The sequence below is a fragment of the Alloalcanivorax mobilis genome (assembly GCF_002864685.1).
In the GTDB taxonomy this organism is placed as follows: domain Bacteria; phylum Pseudomonadota; class Gammaproteobacteria; order Pseudomonadales; family Alcanivoracaceae; genus Alloalcanivorax; species Alloalcanivorax mobilis.
Genome location: NZ_NMQZ01000028.1, coordinates 18,976 through 37,484 on the forward strand (window position 1 = coordinate 18,976; position 18,509 = coordinate 37,484).

Consider the following 18,509-nt stretch of genomic DNA (forward strand, 5'->3'; position numbering starts at 1 on the left):
GCCAAGTCAAAATCGGCGCCACTGTGCGGTGCGCAAAAGCGCATTGTGAATCCGCTAACGTCGCAGCTGGCTTCGATTCAGCGTGCTGCGTGCCTGCGCCCTTAAATCAAAAGAATTCGCTGGCTGGGCCTGCTCCTACAAAACACCCGATCCTGATCGGCCTACCAGTGAATGCCCTTGAACAGCCGTGAGAACGCCGCCTGCTCGCGTTTGATCCGCTTCGGGTTGACCTCTTTTTCACCGCGCGCGGCGGCTGAGTCGGAAAACAGCTTGTAGCCGGTGTTCATGATCGTCTCGGTGACTCTCGGGGTGATGAAATGCATCACCTGGCCAAGAATGCCCAGGCTGGTGGCGATGCGCTTGGGCTGGCGGACCACCGCCTCGCAGATCATGTCCGCCGCCTGATTGGGGCTGATGGTGGGGACATGGTTGTAGATCTTGGTGGGGGCGATCATGGGCGTGCGAACCAGCGGCATATTGATGGTGGTGAAGCGCACCCCCTGGTGCGCCAGCTCGCTGCCGGCGCAACGGGTAAAGGCGTCCAGCGCGGCTTTCGAGGCGACGTAGGCGGAGAACCGCGGCGCGTTGGTGAGCACGCCGATGCTGGAGATATTGATCACATGGCCGAAGCCGCGCTCGACCATGGTTGGCAGCAGTTTCATGATCAATCGCAGGGCGCCGAAGTAATTGAGCTGCATGGTGCGCTCATAATCATGAAACCGGTCGAAGGCGTGCACCACCGAGCGGCGAATCGAGCGGCCGGCATTGTTGATCAGGATGTCCACCCGGCCATAGTCCGCCAGGACTTTTTCCACCAGTTCGTCGATCTGGTCCAGATCGGTGACGTCGCAACGATAGGCCCGGGCGGTGCCGCCGAGCTGCTTGATCTCATGCAGTGTCTCTTCCAGTTTTTCCGGTGTGCGCGCCACCACTAGCACGGTGGCACCGGCGCGGGCCAGCTTCAGCGCGCTGGCCTTGCCGATGCCGGAGGTGGCGCCAGTGATCAGAACGATCTTGTCTTCCACCCGCTCAGGCAATGAGGGCAAGGGCTGCAGCTCGTCTTCACGCTCGTCGCGGTCCGGGTCCAGGTGGTTTTCCCAGAAGTCCCACAACTGCTGCATGTAGTCTTCCACGTCCGGCACCTTAATGCCGCTGCCCGCCAGCGCGGCCTGGGCGCGCTGATTGTCGTATTCCGTGGGAAAGGTCAGGAACGGCAAGATCGACGGGGGAATGTCGAGATTTTCCAAGGTCTGATTGATCAGCATCCGTGGCGTCAGGGCGCTCATGCCCTTTTTCACGAAGCCGGGCACGGCATCGAACATTCGCTGATTCAGATGCACCGCCATGCGCGGCGCCTGGGCCGCGCTGGCGATAATGTCCAGCAACTCACCGAAGTTGTAGCTGCGGTCGGCGGTCAGGTGGAAGCACTGGCCGTTGCCCTCGGGCTGGTGGGCAATGTGGTCCAGCGCGTCGGCGACGAAATCCACCGGCACCACATTGAAGTGGCCCACCTCCACGCCCAGCAAAGGAATCCAGTTGGGCAGATAATCCTTCAGCTTCTGCACCACCTTGAAGAAATAATAGGGCCCGTCGATCTTATCCATTTCCCCGGTTTGCGAATGCCCGACCACCAGTGACGGGCGATAAATGCGCCAGGGAATGCGGCTCTCCTGGCGAACCAGGCCTTCCGACTCATGCTTGGTGAGCAGGTAAGGGTCGTCCAGGCCCACCGCCTCTTCGAACATGTCTTCGGTGAAGGTGCCTTGATAAAGACCGGCGGCGCCCACCGAGGAGATATGGTGGAAGCATTTGACGTTGAGCTTCTCGGCCAGTTTCAGGGTCTGCCGGGTGCCTTCGATGTTGATGTAGCGCTGGGTGTTCTCGTCGGCGTTGAGGTCGTAAATGGCGGCGAGATGGAAGAAGTGATCGATTTGGCCGACCAGATCGTCCTGGTCCCGTTTGCCGATGCCCAGCAGCTTTTTGGTCAGGTCGCCCTTGATCGGTACCAGCCGATCCTCTTCCACGCACAGCCGGCGGCGCAATGCGTCGAGTTTGTACTCGGAGCCGGGCCGCACGATCGCGAACACCCGGGCGCCTTCGCGTCTGAGCAAGCGCGCGACCAGAAATCGACCAATAAAGCCGGTAGCACCAGTGACCAGGTAATTCATTAAGAGCCCCTTGCTGTACGTCCTTGATGTAGCCGCGCCGACGGCGGTGGGCACCCCATGCGCCGTCATTGCGATGATGCGCCGCCCGACCCGAAAGGGCCAGTGTTCCTCCGGCGTGCCAGAATTACAACTAACAACTGTGAGTTATTTTCAGCATGGAACAAGCCTTCGTCAATTGTTTACACGCGCCATTGCTATGAAACGGTGTTTTATGGCTAGATAGGGCATGAATTTAAACTAACGTTTGTAAGGCTAATGTCCGATACCCCCCGACAACGTCAAAAGCGCGAAACCCGCGAGCGGATTCTCGACAGCGCCACCAGCCTGATGGCCGGCGGGCGCAGCTTCGACAGCCTTGGCCTGCGCGAGGTGGCCCGCGAGGCGGGGCTGGCGGCGACCTCGCTGTACAACCATTTTCCCGACATGGAAGCCTTGGGGCTGGCGCTGATCGACCGGGCCTGCTTTCGCCTGCGTGGCGGGATGGCCGAGGGCCGGCGCAGCATGATCGAAATCGGCGTGGCCCGGGCGGTCCGTGAGCTGGTGGGTCGGTTTGGCCGTTTTCAACACCTCTATGAAGACGAATTCCGGTTGCTGCTGCAGCAACGGCTGGGGCGGCGGCGCGCCTATCGGCTGCGAATCCACGGTGAGTTGCAATTGTTGATCGACGAGCTGGCCGAGGACATCCGCCAGGTGGTGGCTTCGCAGGGGCGCCCGCCGGTGCCCGCCGAGCGTGAGGCGGAGGCGGCGGTGGCGCTGATGTTCAGCCTTGGCGTGGCGATGTTGGATGTGTCCCCGGCGCGCCGCGAGCAATTGGCTCGCAACGCCGCGGAACAGTTGGAAATCCTGGCGCTGGGCGGGCGCCGCTGGGCGGCCGGCGAGCGGCTCTAGCAACGGGCGTGACCAGGACGGGCGCGACCGGTGGGTCATCGCCTTTTATTCGGCAACTGGGTAGGATGAAACACCATTCCATAATCCAGGGGAACCTCTGAACAACTCCCGATGGTTCTGGCTTTCCGGGCGGTGCCTGATCAAGGCGCGTCTTCGAAGGCATAGCGGGCTACGTCGAGAAGGCGCAACGCCGAGCAGGCATCGCCCGGAAAGCCCCGCAGGGCGTGCTGTAGCACCCGCAGAGCCATTGGGGGTTGTTCAGAGGTTCCCCGGTATTTGTTCCGCCCGATCCGACAACAACAGGAGTCATTATGACCGCGGATGCAGTCTCCCTCGCCGATGCCATGCGCCAGCGCCGCTCAGTACGCGGCTTTCAGGACCGCCAGGTGCCCGAGGACGTGCTTGAACAGGTCTTTTCGCTGGCCCAGCTGGCGCCGTCCAACTGCAATATTCAGCCTTGGAAAGTGTTCGTGGCCTCCGGAGAGGCGCGTGATGAACTGCGCCGCCGGATGGTCGAAAAGGTGGCCGCTGGCATTCCCATCGAGCCGGATTTCGAGCCCAACGCGGGCACGTTCAACGGTGTTTACCGCCAGCGTCAGATCGATTGCGCGGTGGAGTTGTACAACAACATGGGCATCGCCCGCGACGACAAACCCGCCCGCCAGCGCGCCCAATTGCGCAATTTCGAGCTTTTTGACGCCCCGCACGTGGTGTTCATCGGCATGGAGCGATCGTTCGGGACCACCGTGGCCATGGACGTGGGCATGTACATTCAGTCGTTGATGCTGGCGATGACCGCCCATGGCATCGGCTGCTGCGCCCAGGGCAGCATGCGTTACTACCCCAACGACGTGCGCGACGTATTTGGCGAGCCCGATTCCACCGTGATCATGGTCGGCATCAGCTTTGGTTACGAAGACGAAACGGTGGCCGCCAACCGTACCCGCGTTGGCCGCATCCCCTTGGCCGACTCGGTGACCTTCAAGCAGCGCCTCTAGCCAGCCTGCCGGCACTCCCGGGGCCTGCGCCCCGGCGATTGCCGATCCATGTTATACTGTTCGGTCTGTTTGACTGGATTGTAAAGGCAGCATGGTCATCGTTAAAGGTGTGATACCGGTCCGCGACGCGACGCGGGACAAAGCCCTGGCTCTGATCCAGGAACTGGCCAGCCATGCCCGCGATGAGGATGGCTGCCTGTCCTATGAGGTTTACGTCAAAGCGGACGCGCCCCGGGTAATCATGCTCTGGCAGCAATGGCGAACGCTGGATGCCCTGGAGCGCCATTTTGATTCCGACCATCTGGATCTGTTTCTGGACCGTATTCCGGAGATGATTGACGGCGAAGTGCATTCCCTGCATTTCGATGTCAGCGACGATGAAGACGAGGGCAACGACCCGTCCGGCATGATGCTGGCGGATGACACCGTGGTGCACTGAGCGCAACCGCGCCGGCCGATTGTCCGTATCCCCCATGGCGGCGACGGTTCCCGTCTCTGCCCACGACCGGCGACTGTCCTAAACTTGAACCTCTTCTTCACAGCCGAGCCCGACATGAAAACCCGTATCGAGTCCGTTGAGGATGTGGTCCGCAATTTCGCCGCGCAGGATTACATCTGCGACCAGCGCACCGCCCTGGCGGTTTATCTGGCCGCGCAGTTGCACAAACCGGTGCTGGTGGAAGGCCCGCCGGGGGTGGGCAAGACCGAGCTGGCGAAAGCCGCCGCCGCGTTCCTGGAGGCGCCCCTGATCCGCATGCAGTGTTATGAAGGGCTGGATGAAAGCCGGGCGCTGTATGAATGGAAATACGGCAAGCAATTGCTCTATACGCAATTGCTGCGCGACAAGCTCAGTGACCTGCTCGGCGACGCGGAAGGCCTGGAGGCCAGCATCAAGCGCCTTGGCGACCTGGGTGACGCTTTCTACAGTGAGACCTTTCTGGAGCCACGCCCGCTGTTGAAGGCGTTGCGCTCGGACGAGCCGGTGGTGTTGCTGATCGATGAGATCGACAAAGCGGACCAGGAATTCGAGGCGTTTCTGCTGGAGTTGCTGTCCGATTTTCAGATCTCGATTCCGGAGATGGGCACCGTCAAGGCACGCCATCAGCCGCTGGTGTTTCTCACCAGCAACGACCAGCGTGAACTCTCCGATGCCCTTAAGCGTCGCTGCCTGCATCTTTATATCCCGTACCCGGGCGCGGATCTGGAGCGGCGCATTCTGGCCCAGCGGGTACCCGAACTGGGGGAGCAGCTGCGCGAGCAGCTGGTGGCGTTTATTCAGCATCTGCGTGAACAGGACATGAAAAAACTGCCGGCGATCTCCGAGACATTGGATTGGGCGCGGGCCCTGGTGTTGTTGCACGCCGAGACGCTTGAGCCGGAGCTGGTTGAGCAGACGTTGGCGCTGGTGCTGAAAAACGAACAAGACGTCGCCCTGGCCCGGGACATACTGCCGCACTGGTTCCGTAAGCCGCGCGCCTCCTGAGGGCTGAGTCATGGCCGAGCGTCGTTTGCACGAATTCATCCAGGCCCTGCGTGGTGCCGGGGTGCGCATCTCTCCGGTGGAAGCCGAAGAGGCGTTCCGCGCCGCCGCGCTGGTGGGCTATGCCGGCCGCGACCGGTTCCGCGAATCGCTGGCCATGACCCTGGCGAAAAGCCAGCTCGAGCGGCTTGAATTCGACCGCTGCTTCGAGGCCTTTTTCCAGTTCGAGAGCGTTGACGGCGACGGCGAGAACGACGCCACGGATGGCGCCCGCCCGGACGGTGAAGGGTTGGAGGAGGAGGTCGCCGAGCTGGTTGCCCAGACCCCCGAGGGCCTGGAGCAGACCCTGGCCCGGGCCGCGGGCGAGATCGACTTCACCGCCATGGAAGTGATTACCCAGCAAGGTCTGTACGCGCGCCGGTTGCTGATGAGCATGGGCATGGGCGCGGTGGACGACGAAATCCTGCGGCTGGACGGCTCCCCGAAAAGCGCCGATCAGCGCCGCGCCGCGCAGCTGCGTGACTGGCGCCAACAGGTGCGTGACCTGGCGGTGGGCTATGTGCGCCGTCAGTTCGAACTGCACGGTCGCGCCCACGGGCGGGCGCTGCGCGAGCACACCATGCGCGCGGCGCCCTTCCGGGAGTTGCGCGAGTTCCAACAGGTGCGCCTGCTGGTACAACGCATGGCGCGACGTTTGGCGAGCCTGCATCAGCGCCGCCAGAAACGCGCCAAGCGCGGCGCTTTGGATGCGCGCCGTACTTTGAAAGCCAGCCTGCGCTACAACGCCGTCCCGGTGGAAATGCACTGGCGCGACCGCCAGCGCTTGCGCAGCAAGGTGCTGGTGATCTGCGATGTGTCCAGTTCCGTGCGCGAGGCGGCGCGCTTTCTGCTGCAGTTTCTTTACGCGATGACCGATGTGCTGCCGAAAGTGCGCAGCTTTGCGTTCGCCTCTCGCTTCGACGAAGTCACCGGGGATTTTGATCGTTACGAGCCGGACATCGCGGTGGGCCGGATTCTGGATCGTCTGTCAGGCAGTGGCACCGATTACGGCACCATGTTCAAGGAATTCGCCAACCTGTGTGGCGGCGAGATTGATCGTCACACCACGGTGATTGTGCTTGGCGATGCTCGCAATAACGATCTGCCCGCCGGTGAGCAGCATCTCGCCGAGATCTCCCGGCGCGCCCGGCAAGTGTTCTGGCTCAACCCCGAACCGGAAAGCCGCTGGAACAGTGGTGACGCCATCATGGCCAGCTATTTGCCGTTCTGCCGCAGCGCGCGTCGCTGCGCCAACCTCAATGACCTGAGCCGCTTCACCGATTACCTGCTGCGTAACGTTTAATTCAGGCCCTGCCGCCGTCGGCGACCCCGCGCAGCGTGTCCTGCAGCGCCTCGTTGAGGCGGCTCAGGTTCACCGGCTTGGCGATGTGTCCGACCATGCCGGCATCGTGGCAGGCGGCGATCTTGTCCGGCACCGCGTGGGCGGTGAGCGCGATCACCGGGATCACCGGCAGGCGCCCCTCGCGCTGCCATTGCTGGATCGCCCGGGTGGTTTCGAAACCATCCATATCGGGCATTTCGCAATCCATCAGAATCAGATCGAAACGGTTCGGCGCCGCCAGCAGGGTAGCGAGTGCCTCCGCGCCGCTCTCGGCGGTGTCGCACTGATGGCCCAATTTCCGGCACAGACCCTCGGCGACGCGCAGATTGATGTGGTTGTCGTCGACAATCAGCAAGCGTGCGTAGCGCTGGCTGTCTGGCTGATCGGGCAGGGCCGGCTCATCCGGCCGGGTTCGCCCCGGCGGTAACGGCAACCGGACCCAGAACTTCGAGCCGCCGCCGGGTGGGGCCTGCACGCCAATTTCGCCACCCATGATTTCCGCCAGTTGCCGGCATATCGCCAGGCCCAGGCCGGTGCCTCCGTAGCGGCGCTGGGTGCTGCTGTCGCGTTGTTGAAAGTGCTCAAACAGCAGGGCGCGTTGCCCGGCTGGAATGCCGACGCCGCTGTCGGTGACACTGAAAAACACGTAATCGCTGTTGTCGACTTCGCGATGCACGGCCACGTCAATGGCGCCGTCCTCGGTGAACTTGACCGCGTTACCGATCAGGTTCATCAGGATCTGGCGCAACCGCACCGGGTCGCCGACACAGTAATCCCCCAGTGAATTGGAGAGCGTCCAGCCAAGCCGATTGCCATTCAGCCTGGCGCGTTGCTCGAACGGCGCCACGCACTCGCCGACCAGGGCGGGCAACTCAAAGGCGCTCTGCTCCAGTGGCATCTTGCCGGCGTTGAGGCGGGAATAATCGAACACATCGTTGATCAGATTGAGCAGGCTGGCACTGGAGCGCTCGATCACGTGCAGATGGACACGCTGGTCCTCGTCCAGGTGGGTGTCGCGAAGCATGTCCAGGGTGCCGACGATGCCGTTCAATGGGGTGCGAATCTCATGGCTCATCACGGCGAGAAACTCGCTGCGTGAACTGAGCGCGGCATTGAGCTCGCTGGTGCGCTCGCTGACCCGCCGTTCCAATGCTTCGTTGGCCTCCCGCTGGATTCGCTCGTTCTCTGCTTTGAGCGTGGTCATTCGGTGGGCCAGGGCGAACGAGAGCAACACCGCCTCGGTGGCGGTGCCCAGTTGCAGGGCGTTTTCGATCAGCCAATGGCCGCCGATAACGTTGAAGGTTTTGAGAATATAGATCACGCAGGCGATGCTGATCGCCGCCGACGCCAGCAGGTAATAACGCGCCGGGCTGTAACCGCCGCGCAGCAGCCACACCGCCAGGGTGATCGCGATCACCGTCCAGGGCAGGGCCACCGCGGACGAAAACCAGATAAAAAAGTGGAAATGAAGCAGGCTCAGCGGCGCCGCCACCAGCAGTGCGCCTGCGGCCAGGGTGAGCCACCGATTGAACGTGGTGGCGCGCTGCTTCAATTCCAGAAACGCGCAGGAAAACAGGATGGAAAAGGCCAGGGTGATCAGATTGAGTGCTGGCAGGCAGAGGTGGTTCCACTGGCTGGCGCCGGGCCAGAGCCATTGGTAGGCCAGCCCCTCGCGGGCAAACAGATTGAGGCCAAAGGTGCCCAGGTAAAGCACGTAATAGAGGTAGCTGAGGTCACGGATGGACAGGAAGATCAGCAGGTTAAACAGGCACATGATCGCCACGCCACCGAAGTAAAATCCGGAGGAAAGGGTGAGGCGGGTATCCATCTGGTTGAAACGCTCAGGCGAAGAGATCGTCAATGGAAAGTCGATCACATTGGCGCCCCGGGCCAGGAACAGCAGCGAGCTGTGCGTACCGGTTGGCAGGGTAACCGGCAACACCAGCCGATGGTGAGCAAAGGCTCTCGCCGCGAACGGCCGCCGATCGCCGCTTGTCTGATGCTGGATCAGGCGGTTCTGATCGTCAAAGACGTAGAGGTCGAGGAAATCCAGATGGGGCCGGGCCACGTTCAGGTACCAGGTGTCGCGGGAGCCACGATTGGTGATCGGCAGGTACAACCACTGATTGCCCTGGCGGAAGCCGAGGGTAGGGTAGTCCTGACCGAGCATCTGGCCGCCGCCGGCGTGCAACCGTCGCAGTGCCTGGTCGGGTTGCAAGCGTGCGGCCGCGTCGTCCAGCCAGCGTAGCTGGGCCGCGGCTTCATAGAATTCCCCGCCGTTCAGCGTCAGCCCCTGGCTGGCGCCGGTGCACAGCAACAAGCACAGCGTCAGGCAGAGCCGCCATCCCCCTTGGATTTCTCTTCTCATGCCCTTCCCTGATGTTGTCGAAGCGGGGCCCCCGGATAAAGCGAACGGAATGCGAACTCCGTCATCCCCTTTTACCCCATTTAACGGGGGTTAAGGAACGCCCCCGGTTAGGCTGGTCAAAATTCGAGGAGCATTGGCGGAGCGCCTTGCGGATTCACCGGGCCTGGAGCGGCGCGGCGGGCAACGGGCGCTGGAGTGCTGCTCCGGACTTCACACGCAAAAGGAGACGCAAATGAAGGTCAAAGTATTGGGTAAAGCGATGGTTCTGTCGTGCTCGCTGGTGGCGGGCGGCGCGTTCGCCGCGGGGCCTTATATCGGCGCCAACTACACACAGTTTCAATACGACAACGATGAGTATGACAGCGACACCCTGAAGATCGACGGCGCGGTGCTGCGTGGTGGCGTGGAATTCACCGACTGGCTCGGCCTCGAGGTGCGTGGCGGTGCCGGTTTCAGTGAAGACTCACAGGGCATTGTCGATTTCGAACTGGACAATATGTACGGTGCCTACGTGAAACTGGCGGCGCCGATTTCCGAGTCCGTGCACCCCTACATCATCGGCGGTTACACCAAGATGAAAGGGACCGTCAAAGCGGAAGGTTCGGTGGCGGGCATCGATTATTCAGTGGACGATGACGAACACTTCGAGGATCAGTCGTACGGGGCGGGTATCGATTTCAATCTCACCGATACTCTGGGCGCCAACCTGGAATACATGCGCTATTACGACGACGGCGATGAAGAGATATCGGGCATCAGCGTGGGTTTGCGTTCCGCGTTCTGAACCCCCATTGACCTGGCGCCAGGGAAGGCGCCGCCCTCCATCGCGGCCGCCAGCGGCCGCGATTTCGTTGTGCCAGCTACCCCGGGCCGCGTGCCAGTAACTCCTCCAGGGGCGGCCGGAACGCGGCCTTCACGCGCAGGCTTTTCAGCGTCCAGTAATGACCGCCGACCACGCGCTGTACCAGCAGGGTGCGCGAACAGGGCTGGAACTTCAGCATTTCTTCCAGCGGCGTGCGTTTGGCTTGCTGAATCAGCTCCTGGTGTATCCGGGCGCTGCCAAAATCGAAGCCCTGGTCGGAAAAGCCCTGCACCAGCAGCGGGACCCAGTTGCGATACAGGCGCTCGGAGACCTGTTCAGAGCGGTCACGGCGGGCGCCGATCTCCAGCAGCGCCTGATCCAGCGCCTGCCAGTGGCCGTCGAGAGCGGCGCGTACGATCCGTGCCATCAATTGAACGTCCTGTTCGGGCAGGCGCTTCACCGCGCCGAAATCGTAGAGCACGATGCTGCCGTCGGTGCGGAAGGCAAAATTGCCGGGGTGGGGATCGCAATGCACCACCCGCAGATCAAAGATCTGCCGGGCAATCAGGTCGAACAGGCGCGTGCCGAACCGGTCGCGCAGCGCCTGATCAAAGCCGTTTTCATCATTGACCTGCTCCAGCGGCGTGCCTTCCTCCAGGCTCAGGGTCAGCACGCTGGCGTTGGAAAGAGCCGGGAACACGCGCGGGATCACCACATCGGCGTCGTCGGCGTGGAACTCGTGGAACAGGCGCAGATTGTCCGCTTCCTTTTGATAATCCAGTTCATCATCCAACTGCGTGCGAATTTCCCGAAACACCGCGTCCAGGGCGTTTTCGTCCACCCGCAGCAGACTGCCGAGCTTGAGGATGCGCTTGAGGTGTTTCATGTCCGAATCGATGGAGGCCTTCACCGCCGGGTACTGCACTTTCACCACCACCGGTTCGCCGCTCAGGGTGGTGGCGCGGTGGACCTGGCCGATGGAAGCGGCGGCGAAGGGCTGCTCCTCGAAATGCGAAAAGTGCTCGGCGATCGGTCCGCCGAGGGCCTGTTCCAATTGCCGCCGGATCACATGGAAAGGCATCGGCGCGGAGGCGTTTTGCAGCACCGCCAGCTGTTCCGCGATTTCGCGCGGCAGCACGTCCTGCATCTGGGAGGCGATCTGCCCGACTTTCATCACCGCCCCTTTCATTTCACCCAGGGTGGCGGCCACTTCCCGGCCGATATGACGCATTAGCGCCTCCCGGTTGGCTTCCCTTGCCTCGGGGGCTTGGAACCAGCCTTTCACCTGGTGGGTCGCCACGCGGGTGGCGATGGAGGTGGTCATGCCGGTGAGTTTCCAAAGCCGGCCGCGGGAGCTGGTGGGCCGTTGATCCCGTCCGCGTTTGGCCATCGACGTCTCGTAGTGGGTAAAGGTTTAAAGGGCGGTTGCCGTTGCACCGCAAGCGGCGTTGTCGGGTAGCTGCTCGCCAGGCCCGGCCAGGCTTGGCCGGAGGCGGCGCGGTGGTAATGGTGAAGCAACTATAACAGACCCTCAAGCGCGCGGCGCCGGCTGTCACCGTGGTCGTCCCGGGAGCGAGGGGGCAGGTCGGCACGAGTAAGAACAGAGCGTGCAGGGAGAAAGAGAGTGCGAAAGAGAGGGCGAAAGAGAGTGTGGGGAAAAAGCAAAGCCGGCGCGGGCCGGCTTTGCCTCGGCCTGGTCAGGCGCTTTCTTTTTCGCCAGTGCTGACCAGATCGTCGAACAGCCGTTGGCTGCGCTGGCGCAGGGTGCTGACCGCGCCGATGCCGGCCAACACGAGCTCGTTGGCCTGAGCCGAGTCTTCGCCGCGCTCTTGTTTGCCGGTGGCAATCCATTGTTCGTAGAGCTCACCACGCTTGGCGGGCGCGTCCTCAAGGAGTTTGCGAGCACTAACTACCGCGCCGCGCCCCGCCAGCAAAAGGGCCGGTTTGCGTTCGGCGTCATCGCCATAGGCCTGCGTGCCTTCTTCCAGATAGCGCTGATAGAGCGCTTCGGAATGGTTGGTGGCCTTGCTGTAGGCGCCCAGCCCGGCAAGATAAAGGGTATTGCTGAGGCGCTTGGCGCGGTGAATCAGGGTCTGTTGTTGCTCTCGAAGTTGCTTTAATTCGCCCATGGCTGGTCTCTGCTTCCGCTGCTGGTGGCTGTGTAAGTGGGCAAAGTTTAGGGGCGGCCATGGGCGGCGAGGTTATTTTTTGTCCAACAATTGTACCTTTGTTGATGGTGAGATGCGAAGAGGTGTGAACCGGGTCCCAGCGCCGACGCCAAATGGCCCGTGGCAGGAACAATGTCCGGGCACGTACACTCCATACGGAGAAGGTGTGAGATCGCCGCCGCCCGGCGTAGCGCCGACGGGGGAGAACGATATTCTGGCAGGCGTCCGGCAACAGCCGGAGCCGTTGCGTAATCCGGATCGAGACAAGCCATCAATGATAGAAAAATTCATCGCCAAGGTGCCCAGCCGCATCTGGGCTGACGGTCGGCCCGCGCGCGCGCGTCAATGGGACGCCGAGTTCAATGTGGCGGCCTGGGCACGGGTGTCCGGTGCCACCGGCACGGTGCAACTGTTAGTGCGCTATCTGGACAGCAGAAACGACCAGGCGGTACTGGTGGACGCCGCTGAGATCAGCGGCGACGGCAGCGCTTTGTTGTCCGGGCTGGTCAAGCTGCGCTTCACCGACAGCGTCGAACAGGTGCAGATTTCCTTGCGGCTCTCGGACCCGGCCATGCGCTATGTGGTCGAAGAGCTTTACATGCAGCGTCGTGGCACCGTATTGCGCCCCCAGGACAAGCTCATTTCCAACTACTGATTCGACCTGCTCCACGAGCCCGACTCGCGAGCGGGTGGCCGGCTCTGTTAACTACCCAACTGGCCGACCCGCGCCATCCGCTCGGCAGCCTCCCCAGGGCTCTCATCCGATGGCGTGTTTCCCCGCTCCACGCCGTCCTGTTCCACGCAGTCGAGCAATGACTCCGGCCACCGCTCGAACTCCAGACCGGTGACCCGGTTGAGGTTTTCCAAGGCCGCTTCCGGGTGTCGCTTCTCGATCCGCACAATCTTTGTCATGGCCGCTCACCCATTGTTTGCCCTGTCTGCTCAGGGTCCGTTACAGCGAGAATCGTGCCAAACGAAGAAAGATAAAAAATTCATATTTATCAAACGGATACAGGCTCGATGGCAGCAAGGGGCCGGAGAAAGCCCCGCGCCACGGCAGGTTGTGACAATTTGCGCCACCGGCGCCGGACGTTGCGTGTCAGTCGAGAAAAACCGGGGCGGACCGTCCGCCGCAGACCGTCTGCCGAGAGGCCCGGGCCAACCGGAGGTGCGCGCGAGGTGGTCAGGCCATACCCGCGAACAGTCCGATCTGGTACGAATGTTCACAATGGCCTTGCGCGAATGGGATCGAACCGGGTATCTTTTGGCTTTTCGGTCATTTCGGGCCATGGCGACGATGAGTCGGAGAGACAATGACAATTCTAAAAATGAGCGCCGAGGACTACTCCATCTCCGCGGAGTATCTGACTTTGATGTTGGAGGTTCTGGCTAAGCGCGGCATTTCCGAAGACCAGGCGTTGGCCGGCTTGAGGATCGAGGCGGGCAGTTGGCGTGACCCCAGGGCCCGGCTGACCGCCAAGGTGTTTGATCGGTTTGCCCGGCGCGTACTGGCACTCACCGAGGAGCCCTGGCTCGGGTGGGAGCTGGGCGCCTCCATGACGCTCTCTTCCCACGGTTTTCTGGGCTACGCGGCGATGAGCAGCGATACCCTTGGCGACGCCCTGGAGCTGGCGGTGAAGTACTTCCGCACCCGCAGCACCATCGTTCAACTGGAGCTGTTCGTGGACGGCGAGTGGGCGGTTCTGCAGGTCAACGAAATGCTTTCCTTGGGTGAGCTGGCACCGTTGGTGATCGAAAGCCTGTTTTCCAGTTTTCACTTTATGGGCATGCAGCTTCTGCCCGACATGGAAATCTTCGGCGAGTTGCGCTTTTCCTACCCGGAGCCGGCGTATTTTCAGAAGCTGCGGGCGTTGATTCCGGTGCCGATTTATTTTGACTGCGCCTACAGCCAGATGCGTTTTCCCGCAGAGCGGCTACAGCGCCGTTTGCGCTTCGCCGACCCGCGGCTGGCGCAAATGGCCGCCGCTCAGTGCGAACAGGAGATGGAGCAGATCAAAGCGCCACCGCCGTTGCTTGGACGGGTGCGCCGCATCATGCTGGCCGGCTCGGGTGGTTTCCCCGGGGTTGAGGATGTCGCCTCCGAAATGCACATGTCCTCGCGCACCTTGAAACGAAAGCTCCAGCAATTGGGTACCAGTTATCAGCGTCTGCTCGACGACCTGCGCAAGGGGTTGGCGGTGGAATACCTGACCCAGAGCCAGCGTTCGGTGGATGAGGTGGCGCTGGCGCTGGGCTATTCGGACGCCTCCAATTTCGCCCGCGCGTTCCGCCGCTGGACCGGGCGCAGCCCGTCGGATTATCGCTGACCCGGTTTCACGGTGGGCAGCCGGACCAGGCTAACCGCTCAGACAAAGACGGTAGACGGCGCCGGCCAGGCCACCGGCGAGCAGCGTCAGGGTCACCAGTAAGCCGGCCAGAAAGCCGGTGCCGCGCTCCCGCGGCTGTTCCAGATAATCGTTGAAGTAGCGCTGCCGGGCGAGAATGAAGGCGCCGCCGAGTACCGCCGCTGCGCGCGGTTCCAGATACCAGGCGAACAGCCAGAGTGCTGGCAGGAACAAGATCAGTTGCTCCACCGTATTGGCATGGATACGCAAGGTGCGCTCGAACAGTTCATGGCCCTGCACGGCCGGGGCGCGAATCTGGTATTTCACTCGGGCCCGGCCGACCACAAAACTGAACAGCGTGCATTGAATCAACGCGACCGTGGTTACGATGGCAACCCATTCCATGATCTTCCCCCAATCGGTAAGGTGAACGCCGGTGGGCGATCACCCGGATGCATAGATGGTGCCCTCCCTGGTAATTGAGGCCGGTGTTCCTGCCGGTCTTGAGGCGACGTTCAATAACGTCTCGGTATGACAATATTTTTGCGTATGATCCTAGAGCTTTTTTTCAGTCTTTGCACGTTGCCCGGTCCTGGCCACCGGTGAGGCGGGGCCTTTTCCGGAGACTCATCCATGGTAGAACTGCATTCCCGTCTGGCCGCCGACACCGGCGCTCTGGGCGAGACCTCGCTGTGTTGGCTGCGCTGGATGCGTGATGGCCGCTTTCCCTGGCTGATCGTGGTGCCTAAACGCGAAGCGTTACGCGAATGGCATCACTTGCCGGTGGTGGAGCAGGGCCGGCTGTTGAGCACGGTGAATCATCTGGCGGCCGAGCTGGAGCGGGTCACCGGCGCGGAGAAGATCAACATCGGCGCGCTCGGCAATCTGGTGCCGCAGTTGCACGTGCACATCATCGCCCGCTTCCAGAATGACCCCTGCTGGCCGGGGCCGGTATGGGGGCAGGGCACGCCTCAGCCGATCGAGGCGCCGCCCGCCTGGCTTGGCGATCTGCGCCTGCCCCAATAGCACGGTGGAAAGCGGCATGGCGGAAAGCGGCACGACGGAAAGCAGCACGATGGAAAGCGGCGCACAGGAGCGAAAGTGATGGAGTTGATTGCGGTAAGCGTGCAGTGCCCGCACTGCTGGGAGCACTTTGATGCGCTGGTGGACCCCTCCCAGGGCGATCAGGAGTACGTGGAGGATTGCCACGTCTGTTGCCAGCCTCTGCTGCTGACGGTGGCCCTCGAAGACCCCGAGAGCCCCCAGGTGACGGTGCGCGCGGAGAACGAATAAAGCCGATGTCCGGGCCGCCCTTTTCGTTTCAACAAGGGCCGGCCCGGCGCGGGGATCAGGGCGTGTCGTTACCGGACAGGAAGTTGAGCATTTCCGGGTCTTGCAGCATGCGCTGGATCGCCTTGCCCAGAATGTCATTGATCATGGTCTGGTTGCGTGAGGCGTTCGGCGTGAACGGCACATCGTGCACCACGCTGCTCTTGTAGGTGCCGGTGTGCGTGGTCGGCCCACGGCGGGCCTCCGCCAGCAGTTCCAGGTTGAGGGTCACTTCGTTGACCACCGAGCCCTGTTCGGGGATGTAATCCAACTGCTCCAGGCGCACTTCCAGCGTGGTGGCGTCCTGGCCCGGATTGAAGGCGTTGAAACCCTGGCTTTGCAGGCCTTTGCGCACCGATTCGGCGATTGCCTGACGAATGTCGTTGGCCGGTTGCACCAGGGCGGTGTCCTTATAGACTCCGCCGCGCGAGCCGAACGCCTGCTTGGAGCGGGAATCCACCGCGATCACCTGTACCGGCATGTTATTGCCCCGGTTGACGGTGGGCACGGTGACATTGGGCTCGATCTCAATCTGCTGCGGGCTCAGCGCGCAACCGCCCAGCAGCAGTGCCAGCACGGTGATGGTCAGTAGGTGTCGCATAAAACCCTCTCCCTTGATGATGGATGGCGGTTCAGTGAGTGCGTTTGAGCGACTCTTCCGCCAAGGTATAGAGTGCTTCCTTATACTTGGAGTTCGCCACCGGTTCCAGCGCCTCCAGGGCCAGGCGGGTGTGCTCGGCGGCGCGGTCGATGGTGTATTGCAGGCCGCCGCACTCGCGCACCGTGTCAACGATCTGGGTCAGATTGTCCAGGCCGCCGGAGCGGATCGCACCGCGAATCAGCTCCGCCTGCGCCGCGTTGCCATGCTGCATGGCATAAATCAGCGGCAGGGTGGGTTTGCCCTCGGCGAGATCGTCGCCCACGTTTTTGCCCAGTTCCGCCACGTTGCCCTGGTAGTCGAGCACGTCATCGATCAACTGGAAGGCGATGCCGAGATGGCGCCCGAAGCGGGCGAACAGCTCGCTCTGATCGTGTTCGCCGCGGATCCCCAGCACCGCGCCGGTTTCGGCGGCGGACTCGAACATCTTGGCGGTTTTGTGGTGAATCACCCGCATATAGCTGGCTTCGGTGGTGGTGGGGTCGCGGCGATTGATCAACTGCAACACCTCCCCTTCGGAGATGGTGTTGGTGCTCTGCGAGAGAATTTCCAGCAAGCGGTGGTTTCTCAGGGCAACCAGCAATTGCAGCGCGCGCGAGATCAGAAAATCGCCCACCAGCACGCTGGCGGAGTTGCCCCACACCGCGTTGACCGTGGGCCGGCCCCGGCGCAGGCTCGATTCGTCCACCACGTCGTCGTGAAGCAGGGTCGCCGTGTGCAGGAATTCGATCACCGCCGCCACGTCCACATGCTGGCCACCCTGATAGCCCGCCGCCCGCGCGCTGAGCAGGCTGACCAGCGGGCGCATGCGCTTGCCGCCGGAATCGACGATGTAATCGCCCACTTCCCGAATCAGCGGCACCCCGGTGTCGAGATGGTGAGTGATGAAGCGGTTCACCGCCTCGAAGTCGTCGTCGACGATGGAGCTGATGGCCTTAAAATCCATGGGGGCGCTGACCGAGTGGTTGGTATTGGGCCCGCCGCCCCGCGCCGGCGGCTGGCGAGCGGGCCAGCGGGCAGGCGCGCGGGGAAACAGGGCGCGAACAGCGGGCAATGCTAGCAGCGGCGCCCGGCCAGTCAAGAAAAGCCCTGCAACGGTGTAAAAACCGGCCGGTGCCGCGAAAACACCGGTCTCGGCGGGCTTGAGCCGGGCCCGGCTTTGGCGTAAACTTCGCGGCCCGATTTGATCGTCCCACGGGCACCGAAAGCGACTCGTCATCGGAACGGTCTCACCGACCGTATTTCCGATCTGGTCCGCCCGCGAGGATTTACTGGAGCAAGTGTAGATGTACGCAGTCATCAAAACCGGTGGCAAGCAGTACCGCGTGGAAGAGGGTGATACCCTGCGCGTGGAGAAGCTGGAAGTGGCCACCGGTGAATCCGTGGACTTCGACCAGGTACTGCTGGTTGCCGACGGCGATAACGTGCAGGTGGGTCAGCCGCTTCTGGCCGGCGCCAAAGTGACCGCCGAGGTGGTCGAGCAGGGTCGTCACAAGAAGATCAAGATTGTGAAGTTCCGCCGCCGCAAGCACTATCGCAAGCAGCAGGGCCATCGCCAGTGGTACACGGCGGTGAAAATCACCGGGATCCAGGGCTGATCCGGGCAACAGAGGATTGAGACATGGCACATAAAAAAGCCGGTGGTAGTACTCGTAACGGTCGCGACTCCCAGAGTAAGCGCCTTGGCGTTAAGCGCTTTGGCGGTCAGGTGGTCCAGGCCGGCGAAATCATCATTCGTCAGCGCGGTACCCGCTTCCACCCCGGTGTGAACACCGGGATCGGCAAGGATCACACGATCTTCGCCACCGAAGCCGGCCGCGTGAAGTTCGAGGTCAAAGGCCCGCTCAGCCGCAAATACGTGGTGATCGAGCCCGTCGCCTGATCCCTCCGGGATGCGGCCACAAAAGCCCCGTGAGGCTCGCGC

General features: G+C 62.3%; 20 protein-coding genes. 12 read left to right on the forward strand and 8 right to left on the reverse strand.

Annotation, left to right across the window (positions count from 1 at the left end):
• Positions 1-161: 161 nt before the first annotated feature.
• Complete coding sequence (locus CGS25_RS13565; protein WP_101675803.1) at positions 162-2,168, reverse strand: SDR family oxidoreductase; 2,007 nt, start codon at positions 2,166-2,168, stop codon at positions 162-164.
• A gap of 255 nt (positions 2,169-2,423) precedes the next feature.
• Here CGS25_RS13565 and CGS25_RS13570 point away from each other — a divergent pair, with 255 nt between their 5' ends.
• The 5 genes from CGS25_RS13570 to CGS25_RS13590 all read left to right on the forward strand — a co-directional run bounded on the left by CGS25_RS13570 (position 2,424) and on the right by CGS25_RS13590 (position 6,876).
• Positions 2,424-3,056 (forward strand): TetR family transcriptional regulator, encoded by a 633-nt coding sequence (locus CGS25_RS13570; protein WP_089033173.1) that lies wholly within the window; start codon positions 2,424-2,426, stop codon positions 3,054-3,056.
• A gap of 311 nt (positions 3,057-3,367) precedes the next feature.
• Positions 3,368-4,054: a nitroreductase gene (locus CGS25_RS13575; RefSeq protein WP_089033172.1), complete on the forward strand. Its 687-nt coding sequence runs from the start codon at positions 3,368-3,370 to the stop codon at positions 4,052-4,054.
• A 91-nt stretch (positions 4,055-4,145) separates the two neighbouring features.
• Positions 4,146-4,493: a putative quinol monooxygenase gene (locus tag CGS25_RS13580; RefSeq protein WP_089033171.1), complete on the forward strand. Its 348-nt coding sequence runs from the start codon at positions 4,146-4,148 to the stop codon at positions 4,491-4,493.
• Between the two features lie 114 nt (positions 4,494-4,607).
• Entirely contained in the window at positions 4,608-5,537 is a 930-nt protein-coding gene (locus CGS25_RS13585; RefSeq protein WP_089033170.1) for an AAA family ATPase, read from the forward strand.
• 10 nt (positions 5,538-5,547) lie between these two features.
• Positions 5,548-6,876: a VWA domain-containing protein gene (locus CGS25_RS13590; RefSeq protein WP_101675804.1), complete on the forward strand. Its 1,329-nt coding sequence runs from the start codon at positions 5,548-5,550 to the stop codon at positions 6,874-6,876.
• Position 6,877: 1 nt separating this feature from the next.
• Here CGS25_RS13590 and CGS25_RS13595 read toward each other — a convergent pair whose 3' ends face one another.
• Positions 6,878-9,283, reverse strand: coding sequence for a hybrid sensor histidine kinase/response regulator (locus CGS25_RS13595; RefSeq protein WP_101675805.1), 2,406 nt, complete (start codon positions 9,281-9,283; stop codon positions 6,878-6,880).
• 232 nt (positions 9,284-9,515) lie between these two features.
• Here CGS25_RS13595 and CGS25_RS13600 point away from each other — a divergent pair, with 232 nt between their 5' ends.
• The gene (locus CGS25_RS13600; protein WP_089033167.1) at positions 9,516-10,067 is read left to right on the forward strand and encodes a porin family protein; all 552 of its coding nucleotides are present in this window, start codon (positions 9,516-9,518) and stop codon (positions 10,065-10,067) included.
• Positions 10,068-10,143: 76 nt separating this feature from the next.
• Here CGS25_RS13600 and CGS25_RS13605 read toward each other — a convergent pair whose 3' ends face one another.
• Entirely contained in the window at positions 10,144-11,475 is a 1,332-nt protein-coding gene (locus CGS25_RS13605; RefSeq protein WP_101675806.1) for an ABC1 kinase family protein, read from the reverse strand.
• A 307-nt stretch (positions 11,476-11,782) separates the two neighbouring features.
• Complete coding sequence (locus tag CGS25_RS13610) at positions 11,783-12,214, reverse strand: hypothetical protein (protein ID WP_089033165.1); 432 nt, start codon at positions 12,212-12,214, stop codon at positions 11,783-11,785.
• Between the two features lie 313 nt (positions 12,215-12,527).
• Here CGS25_RS13610 and CGS25_RS13615 point away from each other — a divergent pair, with 313 nt between their 5' ends.
• Positions 12,528-12,908 (forward strand): hypothetical protein, encoded by a 381-nt coding sequence (locus tag CGS25_RS13615; RefSeq protein ID WP_089033164.1) that lies wholly within the window; start codon positions 12,528-12,530, stop codon positions 12,906-12,908.
• Between the two features lie 47 nt (positions 12,909-12,955).
• Here the strand turns inward: CGS25_RS13615 and CGS25_RS13620 are convergent, their stop codons facing one another.
• Positions 12,956-13,165 carry a hypothetical protein gene (locus CGS25_RS13620; RefSeq protein ID WP_089033163.1) on the reverse strand — a complete coding sequence of 70 codons (210 nt, stop codon included), beginning with the start codon at positions 13,163-13,165 and terminating at the stop codon, positions 12,956-12,958.
• A 401-nt stretch (positions 13,166-13,566) separates the two neighbouring features.
• Here CGS25_RS13620 and CGS25_RS13625 point away from each other — a divergent pair, with 401 nt between their 5' ends.
• Positions 13,567-14,580: an AraC family transcriptional regulator gene (locus CGS25_RS13625; RefSeq protein ID WP_089033162.1), complete on the forward strand. Its 1,014-nt coding sequence runs from the start codon at positions 13,567-13,569 to the stop codon at positions 14,578-14,580.
• Between the two features lie 30 nt (positions 14,581-14,610).
• Here the strand turns inward: CGS25_RS13625 and CGS25_RS13630 are convergent, their stop codons facing one another.
• Positions 14,611-15,003, reverse strand: coding sequence for an MAPEG family protein (locus CGS25_RS13630; protein ID WP_101675807.1), 393 nt, complete (start codon positions 15,001-15,003; stop codon positions 14,611-14,613).
• 228 nt (positions 15,004-15,231) lie between these two features.
• On the opposite strand from CGS25_RS13630, the gene CGS25_RS13635 reads away from it, so the two are divergent.
• Complete coding sequence (locus CGS25_RS13635; RefSeq protein WP_101675808.1) at positions 15,232-15,624, forward strand: HIT domain-containing protein; 393 nt, start codon at positions 15,232-15,234, stop codon at positions 15,622-15,624.
• Between the two features lie 78 nt (positions 15,625-15,702).
• Entirely contained in the window at positions 15,703-15,891 is a 189-nt protein-coding gene (locus CGS25_RS13640; protein ID WP_232802413.1) for a CPXCG motif-containing cysteine-rich protein, read from the forward strand.
• Positions 15,892-15,946: 55 nt separating this feature from the next.
• Here CGS25_RS13640 and CGS25_RS13645 read toward each other — a convergent pair whose 3' ends face one another.
• Both CGS25_RS13645 and CGS25_RS13650 read right to left on the reverse strand, forming a co-directional pair.
• The gene (locus tag CGS25_RS13645) at positions 15,947-16,528 is read right to left on the reverse strand and encodes a YajG family lipoprotein (RefSeq protein WP_101675809.1); all 582 of its coding nucleotides are present in this window, start codon (positions 16,526-16,528) and stop codon (positions 15,947-15,949) included.
• Between the two features lie 31 nt (positions 16,529-16,559).
• Positions 16,560-17,531 carry a polyprenyl synthetase family protein gene (locus CGS25_RS13650; RefSeq protein ID WP_089033157.1) on the reverse strand — a complete coding sequence of 324 codons (972 nt, stop codon included), beginning with the start codon at positions 17,529-17,531 and terminating at the stop codon, positions 16,560-16,562.
• Positions 17,532-17,871: 340 nt separating this feature from the next.
• On the opposite strand from CGS25_RS13650, the gene rplU reads away from it, so the two are divergent.
• Entirely contained in the window at positions 17,872-18,183 is a 312-nt protein-coding gene (gene rplU, locus CGS25_RS13655; protein WP_089033156.1) for a 50S ribosomal protein L21, read from the forward strand.
• Between the two features lie 23 nt (positions 18,184-18,206).
• Positions 18,207-18,467: a 50S ribosomal protein L27 gene (gene rpmA, locus CGS25_RS13660; protein WP_089033155.1), complete on the forward strand. Its 261-nt coding sequence runs from the start codon at positions 18,207-18,209 to the stop codon at positions 18,465-18,467.
• Positions 18,468-18,509 lie beyond the last annotated feature (42 nt).